Below are 16,053 nucleotides of genomic sequence, written 5' to 3'. Positions count from 1 at the left end.
GACGGCCGGCAACACCCTCGGAATTCTCGTTCCCGCCCCTGCAACCTTTCTCCCGCCTTGTACGTTCCCTGCCGGAACAGATGGCGCGCCGCTCGTAGCAGGCGTGCCGGGTCCCAACAGGAGCAACGGACATGCCTTATCGTCGTGGCAGTTTTGCCCTCACGCCGCCCTCGTTCGTCATCTTCGCAATTGCGCTGGTGCTCGCCCTCGTCGCGATGCTCGCGCACTACATGCATGCCTCGGTGCCGCTGCTGTCGGCCGCCCACGCCTTCGACGCGCTGGCGATCGCGTTCGTGGTGCTGACGATCGGTGTGCTGTTTCGCGGCGTTTGAGGACAATACGAAACGGGTCGAGCAGAGAAGTCGTTAGCTCCCTGCGCCAGCAATTGTGTGAATAGAAATCGCGGCGCGCTCGGTGCACCTCGCCCCGCGTGCGGGGAGAGGTCGGATTGCATCGTCAGATGCAATCCGGGTGAGGGGGGCTCTCCGCACGGTCGGTGCGCGTGGCTGCCCCTCACCCCAACACTCTCCCCGTAAGAACGGGGAGAGGGAGCGCAGCGTCATTGCGGCACCATCTCGGATTCAACAGATTGTGTTGGCATCCACACCATCCGCAGCACGGGACGGCCCGAGGTCGGGTTGACGTCCTCGCCGGCTTCAATGAAGCCGTTGCGCTTGTAGAAGCGGATCGCGCGCGCGTTGTCTTTGTTCACAAGCAGCGTGATGCCGTGAGGTGATCGCTCCTTCGCTGCATCGACCAACTGAGTAGCGAGCGGCGAGCCCCAATGCTCGGGCGAGACGACCAGCTGATCGAGATAGCCCGTCGCATCGATCGTGACGAACCCGGCGAGCACGCCCTCCGCCTCGGCCACGATCACATCGGCCTTCGGCACCAGCTCGCTGCGCCAGCGTTCGCGCCACCACGGAACGCGCGCGGCGAAGTCGATGGCGGGATAGGCGAGCTGCCACGTCTCCTGCCACAGCGCGATTGCCGCGTCCTCGTCGTCGGCGCGATAGGGGCGCAGGGTGGAGCTCGACGTCACCGCTCCGTCAGCTTCAGCTCGATACGCCGGTTGCGGCGGAAGGCGTCCTCTGTGTTCGCGGGGTCGAGCGGCTGGAATTCGGCGAAGCCCGCCGCGACCAGGCGCTGCGCCGGCACGCCGAGCGAGATCAGATACTGCACCACCGAGATGGCGCGCGCCGAGGACAACTCCCAGTTCGACTTGAACACCGGGCTGTTGATCGGACGAACGTCGGTGTGGCCGTCGACCCGCAGCACCCAGGAGATCTCAGCGGGGATCTGCTTGTCGAGATCGACCAGCGCCGTCGCCACCGAGTTCAGCTCCTGCTGGCCCTCGGGCAGCAGGGTGGCTTGCCCCGTGTCGAAGAACACCTCGGACTGGAACACGAAGCGGTCGCCGACGACGCGAATGTCGGGACGGTTGCCGAGGATGGCGCGCAGCCGGCCGAAGAACTCCGAGCGGTACCGGGTCAGCTCCTGGACCCGCTGTGCCAGCGCGACGTTGAGGCGCGAGCCGAGATCGGCGATGCGGCTCTGCGATTCCTTGTCGCGCTTCTCCGACGCATCGAGCGCATCTTCGAGCGCGGCGAGCTGGCGGCGCAGTGCGCTGATCTGCTGGTTGAGCACCTCGATCTGGGCCAGCGCCCGCGCCGCGACCTGCTTCTCGGAGTCGAGTGCCCGGTTGAGCTCGTTGGCGCGGCCGGCGGCATTGCTGCCGGCATTGGCGAGCCCGTCATAGAGGCCCTTGACGCGGTCGCGCTCAGCTTCGGCACTTGCGAGCCCGGCGCGCAGTTGCGCAACCTGGTCGTCCAGCGAGAGCTTGCCGAGCTTCTCCAGGGACAGCATCTCGTTGAGCTGCGCGATCTTGGCGTTGAGCTGCTCCAGCGCCTTGTCCTTGCCGGTGACCTCCTGCGACAGGAAGAACTGCACCACCAGGAACACGGTCAGCAGGAACACGATCGACAGCACCAGCGTCGACAGCGCATCGACGAAGCCCGGCCAGTAGTTGAGGCCGGAATCTCCACGGCGGGTACGGGCAAGCGCCATTCAGCGTCTCCTAGTTCGTCTTCGGCCGGCCGGTCGAGCAGCTCAACTCTTCTCGGTCTGCCGCGCCAGCCGCTCCAGCAGCCGCTTGATCTCGCGGTTCTGCTCGCCCTGGCCATCGGCCCATTCGCGGATCATCTGCTGCTCGGTGCGCATGTGCCCGACCAGGCCCTGGATCGCCTCGGCGAGGTTGGCCATCGCCGCGGTGGCGCCGCGGTTGGAGCCGTCCTCCATCGCGGTGCGCAGCCGCTCGATGGCAACCGAGAGGTCGGCACCGGTGTCGCCGCTGCCGCCATATTCCCGCACGGTGCCGGCGAGCCAGTCCTCCAGATCGGTATAGAAGCGGTTCTGCGCCTGGCTCGATTGCAGGTCGAGGAAACCGAGGATCAGCGAGCCGGCGAGGCCGAACAGCGAGGACGAGAACGAGATGCCCATGCCGCCCAGCGGCGCGGCAAGGCCGCCCTTCAGCGTATCGAACAGCGCGCCGGCGTCGCCACCGACCTTGAGCCCCTCGATCACTTTGCCGACCGAGCCGACCGTTTCGATCAGGCCCCAGAACGTGCCGAGCAGGCCCAGGAACACCAGGAGGCCGGTCATGTAGCGCGAGATGTCGCGGGCCTCGTCGAGCCGGGTGGCGATCGAGTCGAGCAGGTGGCGCATGGTCTGCTGCGAGATCGACATTCGCCCCGAGCGCTCGCGGCCGAGGATCGCGGCCATCGGCGCCAGCAGGACCGGGTGGCGAGGCACCGCCAGGCCGGGATCGGCGATGCGGAAATTGTTGACCCAGGACACTTCCGGATAGAGCCGGACCACCTGGCGGAACGCCAGGATGACGCCGATCAACAGTACCGCCCCGATCAGCGCGTTCAGGCCGGGATTGGCGAAGAACGCCAGGATGATCTGCTTGTACAGCACGACACCGACCAGGGCGCACAGCACCAGGAAGACCAGCATCCGCACCAGGAAGATCCGGGGCGTGGACAGCTTGGTCGGTTCGAGATCCATCGCGGAGCGGGAAGGGGAGCCTTGAGGCATTGTCGATGACATCCGTTGCGGGGACCGGTCCCTGAAATCCACTATGGCACAGCAGCGGCGGGAAAAAAGCCGCGATCAGCGCAATCCCGTCCCTGCGCGGAACTATGGCTGAAACCGGCGGGCATCCGCGGCGTAGTTAGTCCCGTGGCTCATATCTAACGGGAACGCCCTGGCTTTGTCATGACCGTCGTTGAATATCTGCAGGCGCTGCTGGCGATGGCCGTGGCGATGTCGGTGCTGATGGGGCTCGCCTGGGTCGTGCAGCAGCGCACCGGCAACTCCGGCTGGGTCGACACGATCTGGACATTTTCCGTCGGGCTGGTCGGCGCCGCCGGCGCGATCTGGCCCGCCGGCGGCGTCGCCCCCAACGCGCGGCAGTGGCTGGTCGCGGTGCTGGTGGCGGTCTGGTCGCTGCGGCTCGGCGGCCATGTCGCAGCGCGCAGCCGCGGCATCTCCGACGACCCGCGCTACGCGGAGTTTGCCCGGCAATGGGGCGCGGCCGCACCGCGAAAGATGTTCCTGTTCCTGCAGCAGCAGGCCTGGGGCTCGATCCCGCTGGTGTTCGCGATGTTCGTCGCCGCCCATGCGCCGGCCGCCGAGCTTCGGCTGCAGGACTATCTCGGCATCCTCGTGCTGTTCGCAGGCATCGCCGGCGAGGGCGTCGCCGACGCTCAGCTCAAGGCGTTTCGCGCCGATCCCGCCAACAAGGGCAAGGTGTGCGACGTCGGCCTGTGGCGCTGGTCGCGCCATCCCAACTATTTCTTCGAGTGGGTGTGCTGGCTGTCCTATCCGGTCATCGCGCTGTCGTTCGACCATCCGTGGGGCCTCGCCAGCCTGCTCGCGCCATTGTTCATGTACTGGATCCTGGTCCACGTCACGGGCATCCCGCCGCTGGAACAGCAGATGCTGCGCTCGCGCGGCGATCGCTACCGGGCCTATCAGGCGCGCACCAGCGCATTCTTTCCCCTGCCGCCAAATCCTTTTACGAAGTAACGGAGCCACCGCATGAGCTTCATCTCGACCATCATCGGCGCCGCCGAGCGCGTGCCGCTGCCCGATGCCGTCATCCGCTCCGCGATCTCCGAATTGTGCGCGCGCACGGCGGCGCGGCTCGGCGGGGCCGATGCGATGGGTGACGCGGAGTTCGCCCGCCTGCTGACGACGCGGCCGATCGCCGAGCATACCGACGCGGCGAACAGCCAGCACTATGAGGTGCCGGCGGCGTTCTTCGCCCGCGTGCTCGGGCCGAACCGCAAATACTCCTGCTGCTTCTACAAGGAGCCGGTCTCGACCCTGCGGGAGGCGGAGGAGGAGGCGCTGCGCCAGACCGTCGCCAATGCCGATCTCCAGGATGGCCAGACCATTCTGGAGCTCGGCTGCGGCTGGGGCTCGCTGTCGCTGTTCATGGCCCGGCAGTTCCCGCGTGCGAAGATCACGGCGGTCTCCAACTCGCACTCGCAGCGCCGCGCGATCGAGGAGATGGCGGCCGCGCGCGGCCTGCTCAACCTGCGGGTCGTCACCGCCGACATGAACGGGTTCGCTCCCGACGCACGCTTTGATCGCATCGTCTCGGTCGAGATGTTCGAGCACATGATGAACTGGCGCGAGCTGCTGTCGCGGGTCCGGTCATGGCTCCTGCCGGACGGCCGCCTGTTCATGCACATCTTCACCCACCGCACCGGATCCTACCTGTTCGACCGCAACGATCGCGAGGACTGGATCGCGCAGCACTTCTTCACCGGCGGCATCATGCCGAGCCACGGCCTGATCCGGCAGTACGCGGATCTGTTCGCGGTCGAGAAGGAATGGCGTTGGAGCGGCACGCATTATCAGCGCACGGCACGGGACTGGCTCGCCAATTTCGATGCCGATTACAACCGCATCCTGCAGGTGCTGCAGCCGGTCTATGGCGACGACACGGCGCTGTGGATGCGCCGCTGGCGCTGGTTCTTCCTCGCCACCGCGGGTCTGTTCGGGCACGACGAAGGCCGTGAATGGGGCGTCAGTCACTACCGCCTGCGGCCGGCGAACTAATTTGTTCGCTGCGGCGGGATGCCGCAGTGCTGGAGGTGGATTCGCGTTTCGCTCCGCGGAACCTGCTGGGAACCTGCTGCCACAAAGCACTCACAATTAGGTGAGTCCCAAAAAAGCTTGATCTATCAGTTACGTAGTTCGTGTGACATCAAGCCGCCCGGGTTTCGCGTTGCGTCGCAGCAGCTCTTTTCTATGTTGCAGCAAGGCGAGCGCCAGAATGGCGCCATGACTGGGCCATCCGGTCGACCGGCTTTCATCATCATCGAGGGGGCTCCTCCACGCATGTCACGTTTTCGCGCGTTGCTGGTCAGCAGTGCATTGATGCTCGCGGCCGCCGCGCCGCTGCTGGCCGGCTGTAACGACCCCATCCAGGCTCAAGCCTCCGCCAATGAGCAGATCGTCATTCCGGACGTCGGCATCGTGACCGTCGAGCAGAAGGCGCGAGCGATCGTGCGCGAGCTGCCCGGCCGCATCGCGCCGACCCGCGTCTCCGACGTTCGTCCGCGCGTCTCGGGCATCATCGTCGAGCGGCTGTTCCGCCAGGGCAGCGAGGTCAAGGCGGGCGATCCGCTCTATCGCATCGATCCGAAGCCGTTCGAGGTGGAGATCCTGTCGAGCCGGGCGGCGCTGGCCAAGGCCGAGGCGGTGCATGAGCGCGCGGTGCAGCAGGCCCACCGCATCAGCCTGCTGTTCAAGGAGCGCGCAGCCCCGGCGGTCGAGAACGAGAAGGCGATCTCGACCGAGCGCGAGGCAGCGGCCGACATCGAGGCCCGCAAGGCCGATCTTGCGCGTGCCCAGCTCAATCTCGACTATGCGACCGTGCGCGCGCCGATCGACGGCATCGTCGGCGCGGCCCAGGTCAGCGAGGGCGCCATCGCGGTCCAGAACGAGACCTCGCTGGTCACGATCCAGCAGCTCGATCCGATCTATGCCGACTTCACCCAGTCGGTGAGCGAGCTCAACCGCCTGCGCCGGGCGTTCGAGTCCGGCGACCTCGACCAGATCGCGCCCGACGCGATCAAGGTCCGTCTCGTGCTCGACGACGGCACGCCGTATTCGATTCCGGGCAAGCTCCTGTTCTCCGACGCCAAGGTCGATGCCGCCACCGGTCAGGTCACCTTGCGCGGCGAGTTCGCCAATCCGAAGCGCGAGCTCCTGCCGGGCATGTATGTCCGCGTCCGCATCGAGCAGGGCATCGACAGCGACTCCGTCGGCGTGCCGCAGCAGGCGGTGCAGCGCAACGCGGCCGGCGGGTCCGAGGTCTACGTCATCCGCGACGACAACCGCGCGATCGCCAGGCCGGTGCGCACCGGCCCGACCCAGGATGGCCTGGTGCTGATCACCGACGGTCTGCGCGCCGGCGACAAGGTCGTGGTGGACGGCTTCCAGAAGTTCGCCGCCGGCGACAGGGTCGCGCCGCAGGTCTGGACCGAGGTCAGCGCCGCGACGCAGCTCGAATCGAAGTCGGCGACGCGGTAAGTCGCCATGCCGAGCTTCTTCATCGACAGGCCGATCTTCGCCTGGGTGGTCGCGCTGTTCATCTGCCTGATCGGCGCGATCGCGATTCCGCTGCTGGCGGTGGCGCAATATCCGATCATCGCGCCGCCCTCGATCTCGATCTCGACCAGCTACCCCGGCGCGTCGCCGGAGAATCTCTACAACAGCGTGACGCGGCTGATCGAGGAGGAGCTCAACGGCGCCTCCGGCATTCTCAACTTCGAATCCACCAGCGATTCGCTCGGCCAGGTCGAGATCACGGCGAACTTCGTGCCGGGCACGTCGACCAATGACGCCTCGGTCGAGGTGCAGAACCGCCTCAAGCGTGTCGAGGCGCGGCTGCCGCGCGCCGTCATCCAGCAGGGCATCCTGGTCGAGGAAGCCTCCGCCGCCGTGCTGCAGATCATCACGCTGCAGTCGACCGACGGCAGCCTCGACGAGGTCGGCCTCGGCGACTTCATGATCCGCAACGTGCTCGGCGAAGTCAGGCGCATTCCCGGCGTCGGCCGCGCCACGCTGTATTCGACCGAGCGCTCGCTGCGCGTCTGGCTCGATCCCGCCAAGCTGATCGGCTACGGCCTCACCGCCGACGACGTCACCAAGGCGATCGGCGCGCAGAACGCGCAGGTCGCCTCGGGCAGCATCGGCGCCGAGCCCGCGACGACCTCGCAGCGCACCTCGGCTCTGGTGCTGGTCAAGGGCCAGCTCGATTCGCCCGACGAGTTCGGATCGATCATCCTGCGCGCCAATCCCGATGGCTCGACGGTGCGGCTGCGCGATGTCGCGCGCGTCGAAATCGGCGGCCTCAGCTATCAGTTCAACACCCGCCTCAACGGCAGGCCGACCGCCGGCCTGTCGGTGCTGCTGTCGCCGACCGGCAATGCGCTGGCGACCGCGAGTGCGGTCGAAGCCAAGATGAAGGAGCTGTCGCGCTTCTTCCCTGCCAACATCTCTTACGAGATTCCCTACGACATCACGCCGGTGGTGAAGGCTTCGATCAAGCGCGTGCTGATGACCCTGGTCGAAGCCGTGGTGCTGGTGTTCGTGGTGATGTTCCTGTTCCTGCAGAACATCCGCTACACCATCATCCCGACCATCGTCGTTCCCGTGGCGCTGCTCGGCACCTGCGCGACCCTGATGCTGGTCGGCTACTCCATCAACATGCTGACGATGTTCGGCATGGTGCTCGCGGTCGGCATCCTGGTCGACGACGCCATCGTCGTGGTCGAGAACGTCGAGCGCATCATGACCGAGGAGGGGCTGTCGCCGAAGGAGGCGACGCGCAAGGCGATGGGCCAGATCACCGGCGCCATCATCGGCATCACGCTGGTGCTGATGGCGGTGTTCGTGCCGATGGCGTTCTTCCCCGGCTCGGTCGGCATCATCTACCGGCAGTTCTCGGTCACCATGGTGGCGGCGATCGGCTTCTCGGCGCTGCTGGCGCTGTCGCTGACCCCGGCGTTGTGCGCGACGCTGCTGAAGCCGGTCACGGCCGGCCACGGCCACGCGAAGAAGGGCGTGTTCGGCTGGTTCAACCGCTTCATGGACAATAGCCGCAACCGCTACACCGGCGTTGTCGGCGGCGCGCTGAAGCGCACCGGACGGCTGATGCTGATCTACGCGATCTTCCTGGTCGGGCTGACCTTCGCCTTCATCCGGCTGCCGGGCGGCTTCCTGCCGGTCGACGACCAGGGCTTCATCACCACCGACGTCCAGACGCCGGCGGACTCGTCCTACGCGCGGACGCAGGCCGCGGTCGAGGCGGTCGAGAGGTATCTCGCCAAGCGCGAAGGCATCGAGGACGTCACCTTCCTCACCGGCTTCAGCTATGCCGGCCAGGGCGTCAACACCGCGCAGGCCTTCATCTCGCTGAAGGACTGGTCGGAGCGCGGCAAGCACGACAGCGCCGCGGCGCTGGTCGCCGACATCAACCGCGATCTTGCGTCGCTCCGCGACGCCAAGATCACCGCGCTGCAGCCGCCGCCGATCGACAATCTCGGCAACTCCTCGGGCTTCAGCTTCCGCCTGCAGGACCGCGGCCAGAAGGGCTATGCGGCGCTGACCGCGGCGGCCGACCAGCTGATCGCGGAGGCCAATGCGAGCCCGGTGCTGCAGAAGGTCTATGTCGAGGGCCTGCCGCCGGGACCGCAGGTCAATCTGATGATCGACCGCGAGAAGGCCGGCGCCTTCGGCGTCACCTTCGAGGACATCAACAACACGATCTCGACCAATCTCGGCTCGACTTACGTCAACGACTTCCCCAACCGCGGCCGCATGCAGCGTGTCGTGGTGCAGGCCGACCGCATCAGCCGCATGAACGCGGATGACATCCTCAACTACAGCGTCAAGAACGCCAAGGGGCAGCTGGTGCCGTTCTCGTCGTTCGCGACCATCCAATGGGCCAAGGGACCGAGCCAGATCGCCGGCTTCAACTACTATCCGGCGATTCGCATCTCCGGCGAGGCCAGGCCGGGCTACACCTCGGGCGACGCGCTCAACGAGATGGAGCGCCTGGCCGGCAAGCTGCCGCGCGGCTTCGGCTATGAATGGACCGGACAGTCGTTGCAGGAGAAGCTGTCGGGTTCGCAGGCGCCGCTGCTGCTCGGTCTCTCGGCGCTGGTCGTGTTCCTGTGTCTCGCTGCGCTCTACGAGAGCTGGACGATCCCGCTCGCGGTGCTCTTGACCGTGCCGCTCGGCATCCTCGGCGCCGTCGTCGCCGCCAATCTGCGCGGCCTGTCCAACGACGTGTACTTCACGGTGGCGCTGATCACCATCATCGGTCTCGCCGCCAAGGACGCGATCCTGATCATCGAGTTCGCCAAGGATCTGCGCGCCCACGGCAAGCCGCTGGTCGCGGCGACGATCGAGGCCTGCTCCTTGCGCTTCCGCCCGATCATCATGACCGGTCTCGCCTTCGTCTGCGGCGTGCTGCCGATGTCGATGGCGACGGGCGCCGGCGGTGCCAGCCAGCAGGCGCTCGGCACCAACGTGATGGGCGGCATGATCGCGGTGGTGATCCTGGCGCTGTTGATGGTCCCCGTGTTCTTCGTCTCGGTCCAGCGCGTGCTCGCGGGGGATCGGGAGAAGACGGAGCCGGTGGCGGAGCTTGAGGCTTATGGGCCGCCGGCGCCGGCGAAGCCGTGAGTGAGGTTGAATAGGCCTTTTCGGAGGATTGTGCCGCGGTCTTGCCTCACAGGCGCTCCGCTTCCCTCTCCGCCAGGGGGAGGGGAGCACACCGCTCGTGCCGGGAGAACGGAACTCCACCGACGCCGGCTGGAGTTCGCCACTCTCCGCGTGTATGCTCCCACAGCATGTAAACGGTCACGGCATGTCGATGGTCTCTCGCAAATCTGTCTTCGCAATCGCGCTTGCTGGTCTCTCCCTTGTCAGCCACGCGGCTCACGCCCAGTCGGGCCCCGTGAAATACTGGCTGCCGGGCTGGCCGGTCGGCTTCAGCGATGCCGGCAGCCTCGACTCCTACGGCAACTTTCCGAGCTTCACGACGAACGGCAGCGACAGCGGCTTCTTCTCGCGGCGCTACAGCGTGACGAACAATTGGGCGGCGCTTTCGGGAGTCGGCCTGAGCCCGAACATCGTCAATCGCTATGGGGCGCTCGGCTCGTATACCACCGAGGGCGCGCAATACGGCTACACGTTCAAGAGCGGCGTCAGCCTCTACGGCGGCTTCGACACGCTGAAATACAATCCCGGCCTGGGCGGCCCGTTCGCAACATTCGACGGACGCTCGACGTCTACGCCGGCCTACGCGATCAATGGCGGCGTCGAGTTCAAGCCGACCTCCAATGTCAGCCTGTCGCTCGGCTTCAGCTATGCCGGCCAGTCGTCCGATCGGATCGACAGCGACATCAACTCTCCGGCGCTGCCAGGGGCGACGCCGCAGGCGTTCACCAGCGGGCGCAGATAGCGTTCAGGCTGTAGATAGCTTTCCGGCGGTAGAGCTCGGCCGCCAACTCCATCCTCGGCGTCGTCCCGGAGAAGCGCGCGTATGCGCGCGCAGATCCGGGACCCATACCCCCAGGGAGATGCTTGAGGCGCGCAGGTCGCCCCATCTCGCTCCATCAGAACAGCCGGTGGTTATGGGTCCCGGCTCAAGGCCGGGACGACACCGTATGTGAAGCGAGCGGTGCGAACGGCGTGGCCGCGCAGAATCAAAGCTACGCCGCCGCCTTCAGCACCTTCACGAGCTCGCGGTGAATGACCTCGTTGCCGCACACGACGTGCCCGGTCGCCAGCGCGTCCTCCTTGCCGTCGATGCCCGACACGGTGCCGCCGGCCTCGCGCACCATGATCAGGCCGGCCGCGATGTCCCAGGGCTGCAGGTCGCGTTCCCAATAGGCGTCGAAGCGACCGGCGGCGACGAAGGCGAGGTCGAGCGAGGCGGCGCCGAAGCGGCGGAGCCCTGCGACCTTGACCTGCAGCGAGGTCATCTCGCGCAGGAACAGCTGGTGGTCGCCGCGGCCGATATGCGGCAGGCCGCAGGCGATGACGCATTCATGGAGCTGGCGCCGTGCGGCGACGCGCAGCCGCTGGTCGTTGAGGAACGCGCCCTTGCCGCGCTCGGCGATGTAGAGCTCGTCATTGGCGGGATTGTAGATCACGCCGGCGATCACGGTGTCCTCGCGCTGGAGCGCGATCGAGATCGCGAATTGCGGGATGCCGTGCAGGAAGTTGGTGGTGCCGTCGAGCGGATCGACGATCCAGGTGTGCGACTTGTCGCTGCCTTCCCGCTTGCCGCCTTCCTCGCCGAGAAAGCCGTAGCCGGGCCGGGCCTTGGAGAGGTCCTCGTACAGCATCTCCTCGGCTTTCTTGTCGGCGCGGGAGACGAAGTTCGCCGGGCCCTTCAGCGACACCTGCAGGTGCTCGATCTCGCCGAGATCGCGCTTGAGGTTGCGGCCGGCGCGGCGCGCGGCCTTGACCATGACATTGATGAGGGCGGAATGGATCATGAGCTCGATGCGCTGGGCTGACCGCACCTCGCGGTGCGCGCCTTCCCCGGAAGCGGACGAAGGCGGGTGAAATGGCTGGCTGTGGGTGCCCTGCCGGGGCCGCCGCGTCAAGGCCGGATCAGCGGCCGATCACTTGATGGTGCCCAGCCAGCGCTTGGCGGCCTGTTCGCCCTTGGCGCGGTCTTCGGGGGGCATGTCGGCGAATTTCTCGTCGAGCTTGGGATCGCCCTTGCCGGCTGTCTTGGCCACCAGGTGCCATTTGTAGGCCTCGACCTTGTCCATCTGGGTGGCGATTCCATACAGCAGCACCCATGCCAGTCGGTTCTGGGCGACCGGGCTGTTCTGCCGCGCGGCCCTGCGCAGCAGCGCGATTGCCGCGGGCTGGTCCTTCGGCACGCCGGTGCCGTTGAACAGCGCGATCGCGTATTCGACCTCGGCGTCGATATTGTCGGCGACCGCGGCCGCCTTCAGCAATTGGGCGGCCTTCTCGAGGTCTTTCGGCACGCCGGTTCCTTCCTTGTAGAAGGTCGCTAGCGCGTATTGCGCCTCGGCGTTGCCGGCATCCGCAGCAAGGCGCAGCAGCTCGGCCGAGCGTCTGAGGTCCTGCGGAAAGGTCTGGCCGTCGAGATAGAGCAGCGCGAGATTGTAGGCCGCCTTGGGCTCGCCGAGCTTGGCGGCGGAGGCCAGCAGCTTGACCGCCTCGAGCTTGTCGACAGGGCCGCCGCGCCCGGCCAGCCGCATCATCGCCAGCGCGAACATCGCTTCGCGGTCGCCGGCCTCGGCGGCGCGTTTGTACCAGATCGCCGCCTTGTCGTAGTCGCGGCGGATGCCCATGGCGTTTTCGTAGAGCTGGCCGAGCATCGCCATGGCCTTGGGGTCGCCGGCCTGGGCGCGCGGCGACGCCAGATCGAACGCGGTCTTGTACTGGCCGCGCTGATAGGCGCCGTAGACCACGTCGACATTGGGATCATTGGCGGCGGGCTGTGGCGTCGCGGCCGGCGCCGGGGCGGCCGGCTTGGCCGACGGGGCAGGGGCTGGCTTCTTCGCAGCGGACGGTGCCGGCGGCTTGGGCCTCTCCGCCGGCCTTTCGACCGGCTTGGGCTTTTCCGTCGGCGGCTGCTGAGCAGGCGGCGTCAACGAGATCTGCGCGGCCGCGCCCGTCGTCGCCATGGCGAGCGCAGCAACAACACATGTCAGGCGCAGGATCGTCATCGGCGGCCGTTCAGCTCTGTCCCGGCGCGTCGGCCGGCACGGCCGTATGCGCGCTCCGGATCGCGGCGCTGATCTCGTCAAGAGCGGCGGCCGGACCGCGGGCGTCGTTCCAGACGAGGTCGTCGACCAGCACGAAATCGGCTCCCGCGGCGACGAAGTCCGCGGCCTCCTTGAGCGAGATCGCATAGCCGACGCAGGGCGGCTCGAACAGCTCGGCCCACCAGGCCAGGCGCTCGTTGACGGCATCCGGCGAGGGCCGCCGGCCCTGCGCGTCGCGCTCGCCGAACAGCACATAGTCGGCGCCAAGCTCGCCGGCACGCATCGAATCATGCCGTGTCGACAGGCCGCCGCAGCCGGCGATGCGGTCCGGCTTCAGGCCGGGCAGCGCCTCTTCCAGCGCGGCGACGCCGGTCAGATGCGCGCCATCGGCGCCGGCGCGGGCCACGATGTCGGGATGGCCGTCGATCAGCAGCGCCGCACCGGCGCCCTGGATCGCCGGCGCCAGCGTCTTGACCGTCGTGATCATGCTGCGCGGATCGCTCTCCTTCAGCCGCACCAGCACCGCTGCCACATCGGCGCTGGCGAGGATCGCCGGCAGGCCGGCGGCCAGCGCCGCCGCGTCGGTCACGACCGGCGTTGCCAGATACAGGCGCGGCGCGGGCCGCGCGGATGTCGTCTTGCCGGACACTAGGCGGCCTCTTTCTCGAGCGCGGCGGTCCACTGGCCGCGGCTGGCAAGCGCGTTCATGCGAGCGCGGTGGGTGAAGGCCCGCTGGCCGGTAGCGACGTTCGCCGCCTTGCCGGCCCATGCCTGTTGCGGCGCGGCCTGCAACGCACGGCCATAGGAGAAGGTCAGCCTCCAGGGCAGCGGACCGAGCCGGTTCATCGCGTCGAGATGCGCGGTCGCGCTCTCGTCGGATTGTCCGCCGGACAGGAAGGCGATGCCGGGCACCGCCGCAGGCACGCATTCCTTCAGCAGTTGGACGGTCCTTTCGGCGACCTCCTGCACCCCGGCCTGGTCCGGCGATTGCTTGCCCGGGACCGCCATGTTGGGCTTCAGGATCATGCCTTCCAACGCGACGCGCTGGATGCGCAATTCACGAAACACCTCGTTCAGGACGCGGCGCGTGACGTCGAAGCAGCGAGCGATGTCATGATCGCCGTCCATCAGCACCTCCGGTTCGACGATCGGCACGATGTTCGCGGCCTGGCACAGGGCGGCATAGCGGCCGAGCGCATGCGCGTTGACATGGATCGCTGTCATCGAAGGGATATTGTCCTTGTCGATATCGATCACGGCCCGCCATTTGGCGAAGCGCGCACCCAGCGCGTAGTACGTCGCCAGCCGATCCGCAAGCCTGTCGAGCCCGGCCGTGACCCGCTCGCCGGGGCAGCCGGGCAGCGGTTGCGTTCCCTCGTCGACCTTGATGCCGGGAATGGCGCCGGCCGCTTCGATCAGCTTCACCAGCGGGGTGCCGTCGGCGGCGTTCTGCCGGATGGTTTCGTCATAGAGAATGACGCCGGAGATGAACGACATGCCTGCGCTGCGGAACAGCATCTCGCGATAGTCGCGGCGGTTCTGTTCGGTCGATTCGACCTTGATGGCATCGAAGCGCTTCTTGATCGTCCCGGTGGATTCATCGGCGGCGAGAATGCCCTTGCCCGGCGCGACCATGGCAAGGGCCGTGGTGTTCAGTGCGGAGAGGTTCATGCTTGGCTCCAGACGCACCTGCCCTGCCCATCAAAATAGACGGTTCTCGGGCGGTTGCCGAGCAAACATTGGCCGCAGGTGAGGCGGACTCTCGGAGAGGTGAAGGGGAGGTTGCTGATGGGGCAACCTTGTCAACTCAGCGGCAGTCGGCTCCCCTCCCCGTACGGGCAGGGCGTTCGCATTTGACGAAATTCGGCAATCGCGGCACGAACTGCTGCCAACGAGTTACTCCGTCATGCCCGGGACAAGCCCGGCCATGACGAAGTGGAAAAAGGCGGGCGCAAGACGTAAAGCGCCAGATGCGATAGCCCTACCCGCAAGGGGGAGGGGAGCACACCGAGTTCAGGGCGAAGGTCGAACTACACGACGAACGCTCACGCGACCTTCGGGGCGAGCTCGCCGTTGGCGTAGCGCTTGGCCATCTCGGCCGTCGTCAGCACGCGCTTGATCTTCGAGGCCTGGCCGGCGGTGTTGAACTCCTGCAGGCGCTGCTTGCACAGCTTGGCCATCGCCTCCATCGCCGGCTTCAGGTACTTGCGCGGATCGAATTCCTCCGGGTGCTCCGACAGCACCTTGCGGATCTGGCCGGTCATCGCCATGCGGTTGTCGGTGTCGATGTTGATCTTGCGGACGCCGTTCTTGATGCCGCGCTGGATCTCGCTGACCGGCACGCCCCAGGTCGGCTTCATCTTGCCGCCGTAGGCGTTGATGATCTCCTGCAGATCCTGCGGCACCGAGGACGAGCCGTGCATCACCAGATGCGTATTCGGCAGCTTGCGGTGGATCTCCTCGATCACGTTCATGGCGAGGATGTCGCCGTCCGGCTTGCGCGTGAACTTGTAGGCGCCGTGAGACGTTCCCATCGCGATTGCGAGCGCGTCGACCTGGGTCTCGCGCACGAACTTCACGGCCTCGTCCGGATTGGTCAGCAGCTGGTCGTGCGACAGCTTGCCCTCGGCGCCGTGGCCGTCCTCCTTGTCGCCCATTCCGGTCTCGAGCGAGCCGAGCACGCCGAGCTCGCCCTCGACCGAGATGCCGCCGAGATGCGCCATGGTGGCGACCGTCTTGGTGACGCCGACATTGTAGTCCCAGTCAGCCGGGGTCTTGCCGTCGGCCTTCAGCGAGCCGTCCATCATCACCGAGGTGAAGCCGGACTGGATCGCGGTCATGCAGGTGTCGGGACCGTTGCCATGATCGAGATGCACGCACACCGGAATGTGCGGATAGATCTCGGTGACCGCGTCCATCATGTGCTTGAGCATGACGTCGTTGGCATAGGAGCGGGCGCCGCGCGAGGCCTGGATGATGACCGGCGCGTCGACCGCATTGGCCGCCTCCATGATCGCCAGCGCCTGCTCCATGTTGTTGATGTTGAAGGCCGGGACGCCGTAGTCATTTTCCGCCGCGTGGTCGAGCAATTGACGCAACGTGATACGAGCCATGGCTGGAACTCCCTGAGATTAAGGATTGGACCGTGCGGCAGGATGCGCACGCGCCGAAACTGCTGCACCGTGCATAACGCGGTGGTGGGCGG

At 66.8% G+C, this 16,053-nt stretch carries 14 protein-coding genes; 6 read left to right on the top strand and 8 right to left on the bottom strand.

All coding sequences use genetic code 11. The features are described from left to right. The first annotated feature begins 131 nt into the window (after nucleotides 1-131). On the top strand, nucleotides 132-332 hold the full coding sequence (locus tag QW887_RS18540; RefSeq protein WP_006614616.1) for a hypothetical protein: 201 nt from the start codon (nucleotides 132-134) through the stop codon (nucleotides 330-332). Between the two features lie 227 nt (nucleotides 333-559). Here QW887_RS18540 and QW887_RS18535 read toward each other — a convergent pair whose 3' ends face one another. The 3 genes from QW887_RS18535 to QW887_RS18525 are packed head-to-tail and all read right to left on the bottom strand — an operon-like array spanning nucleotide 560 to nucleotide 3,099. Continuing rightward, on the bottom strand, nucleotides 560-1,042 hold the full coding sequence (locus QW887_RS18535; protein ID WP_315713895.1) for a GNAT family N-acetyltransferase: 483 nt from the start codon (nucleotides 1,040-1,042) through the stop codon (nucleotides 560-562). Further along, nucleotides 1,039-2,067, bottom strand: a complete 1,029-nt coding sequence (locus QW887_RS18530; protein WP_316194804.1) for a peptidoglycan -binding protein — start codon at nucleotides 2,065-2,067, stop codon at nucleotides 1,039-1,041. The genes QW887_RS18535 and QW887_RS18530 overlap by 4 nt, the downstream gene beginning before the upstream one ends. A gap of 42 nt (nucleotides 2,068-2,109) precedes the next feature. Then, a complete protein-coding gene (locus QW887_RS18525) occupies nucleotides 2,110-3,099 on the bottom strand; it encodes a flagellar motor protein MotA (RefSeq protein WP_315826018.1) in 990 nt (329 codons plus the stop codon). Between the two features lie 180 nt (nucleotides 3,100-3,279). On the opposite strand from QW887_RS18525, the gene QW887_RS18520 reads away from it, so the two are divergent. The 5 genes from QW887_RS18520 (at nucleotide 3,280) to QW887_RS18500 (ending at nucleotide 10,555) form a co-directional block, all read left to right on the top strand. After that, nucleotides 3,280-4,092, top strand: coding sequence for a DUF1295 domain-containing protein (locus tag QW887_RS18520; protein WP_316194803.1), 813 nt, complete (start codon nucleotides 3,280-3,282; stop codon nucleotides 4,090-4,092). A 12-nt stretch (nucleotides 4,093-4,104) separates the two neighbouring features. Further along, nucleotides 4,105-5,133 (top strand): cyclopropane-fatty-acyl-phospholipid synthase family protein, encoded by a 1,029-nt coding sequence (locus QW887_RS18515; RefSeq protein WP_316194802.1) that lies wholly within the window; start codon nucleotides 4,105-4,107, stop codon nucleotides 5,131-5,133. Nucleotides 5,134-5,415: 282 nt separating this feature from the next. Beyond that, entirely contained in the window at nucleotides 5,416-6,612 is a 1,197-nt protein-coding gene (locus QW887_RS18510; RefSeq protein WP_316194801.1) for an efflux RND transporter periplasmic adaptor subunit, read from the top strand. A gap of 6 nt (nucleotides 6,613-6,618) precedes the next feature. Beyond that, nucleotides 6,619-9,774, top strand: a complete 3,156-nt coding sequence (locus tag QW887_RS18505; protein WP_316194800.1) for a multidrug efflux RND transporter permease subunit — start codon at nucleotides 6,619-6,621, stop codon at nucleotides 9,772-9,774. 184 nt (nucleotides 9,775-9,958) lie between these two features. Further along, nucleotides 9,959-10,555, top strand: coding sequence for a hypothetical protein (locus tag QW887_RS18500; protein ID WP_316169474.1), 597 nt, complete (start codon nucleotides 9,959-9,961; stop codon nucleotides 10,553-10,555). A gap of 250 nt (nucleotides 10,556-10,805) precedes the next feature. Here QW887_RS18500 and QW887_RS18495 read toward each other — a convergent pair whose 3' ends face one another. The 5 genes from QW887_RS18495 to fba all read right to left on the bottom strand — a co-directional run bounded on the left by QW887_RS18495 (nucleotide 10,806) and on the right by fba (nucleotide 15,961). Continuing rightward, nucleotides 10,806-11,597 carry an inositol monophosphatase family protein gene (locus QW887_RS18495; protein ID WP_315713903.1) on the bottom strand — a complete coding sequence of 264 codons (792 nt, stop codon included), beginning with the start codon at nucleotides 11,595-11,597 and terminating at the stop codon, nucleotides 10,806-10,808. A 129-nt stretch (nucleotides 11,598-11,726) separates the two neighbouring features. Further along, the gene (locus tag QW887_RS18490) at nucleotides 11,727-12,809 is read right to left on the bottom strand and encodes a tetratricopeptide repeat protein (RefSeq protein WP_316165772.1); all 1,083 of its coding nucleotides are present in this window, start codon (nucleotides 12,807-12,809) and stop codon (nucleotides 11,727-11,729) included. Between the two features lie 10 nt (nucleotides 12,810-12,819). After that, on the bottom strand, nucleotides 12,820-13,497 hold the full coding sequence (locus QW887_RS18485) for a thiamine phosphate synthase (RefSeq protein WP_315826024.1): 678 nt from the start codon (nucleotides 13,495-13,497) through the stop codon (nucleotides 12,820-12,822). After that, a complete protein-coding gene (locus tag QW887_RS18480; protein ID WP_315826025.1) occupies nucleotides 13,497-14,519 on the bottom strand; it encodes a class I fructose-bisphosphate aldolase in 1,023 nt (340 codons plus the stop codon). The genes QW887_RS18485 and QW887_RS18480 overlap by 1 nt, the downstream gene beginning before the upstream one ends. Nucleotides 14,520-14,893: 374 nt before the next feature. Beyond that, on the bottom strand, nucleotides 14,894-15,961 hold the full coding sequence (fba, locus tag QW887_RS18475; RefSeq protein WP_316169471.1) for a class II fructose-bisphosphate aldolase: 1,068 nt from the start codon (nucleotides 15,959-15,961) through the stop codon (nucleotides 14,894-14,896). Nucleotides 15,962-16,053: the final 92 nt, after the last annotated feature.

The organism is Bradyrhizobium sp. SZCCHNRI3052 (assembly GCF_032484895.1).
GTDB lineage: Bacteria > Pseudomonadota > Alphaproteobacteria > Rhizobiales > Xanthobacteraceae > Bradyrhizobium.
The sequence above is the reverse complement of the archived record's forward strand: the minus strand, read 5'-3'. Positions and strand labels throughout refer to the sequence as shown.

Coding starts and splice junctions, on each gene's coding strand:
- QW887_RS18540 (WP_006614616.1), top strand. CDS start 132: ATGCCTTATCGTCGTGGCAGTTTTGCCCTCACGCCGCCCTCGTTCGTC.
- QW887_RS18490 (WP_316165772.1), bottom strand. CDS start 12,809: ATGACGATCCTGCGCCTGACATGTGTTGTTGCTGCGCTCGCCATGGCG.
- QW887_RS18495 (WP_315713903.1), bottom strand. CDS start 11,597: ATGATCCATTCCGCCCTCATCAATGTCATGGTCAAGGCCGCGCGCCGC.
- QW887_RS18480 (WP_315826025.1), bottom strand. CDS start 14,519: ATGAACCTCTCCGCACTGAACACCACGGCCCTTGCCATGGTCGCGCCG.
- QW887_RS18510 (WP_316194801.1), top strand. CDS start 5,416: ATGTCACGTTTTCGCGCGTTGCTGGTCAGCAGTGCATTGATGCTCGCG.
- QW887_RS18505 (WP_316194800.1), top strand. CDS start 6,619: ATGCCGAGCTTCTTCATCGACAGGCCGATCTTCGCCTGGGTGGTCGCG.
- QW887_RS18515 (WP_316194802.1), top strand. CDS start 4,105: ATGAGCTTCATCTCGACCATCATCGGCGCCGCCGAGCGCGTGCCGCTG.
- QW887_RS18530 (WP_316194804.1), bottom strand. CDS start 2,067: ATGGCGCTTGCCCGTACCCGCCGTGGAGATTCCGGCCTCAACTACTGG.
- QW887_RS18520 (WP_316194803.1), top strand. CDS start 3,280: ATGACCGTCGTTGAATATCTGCAGGCGCTGCTGGCGATGGCCGTGGCG.
- QW887_RS18525 (WP_315826018.1), bottom strand. CDS start 3,099: ATGCCTCAAGGCTCCCCTTCCCGCTCCGCGATGGATCTCGAACCGACC.
- fba (WP_316169471.1), bottom strand. CDS start 15,961: ATGGCTCGTATCACGTTGCGTCAATTGCTCGACCACGCGGCGGAAAAT.
- QW887_RS18500 (WP_316169474.1), top strand. CDS start 9,959: ATGTCGATGGTCTCTCGCAAATCTGTCTTCGCAATCGCGCTTGCTGGT.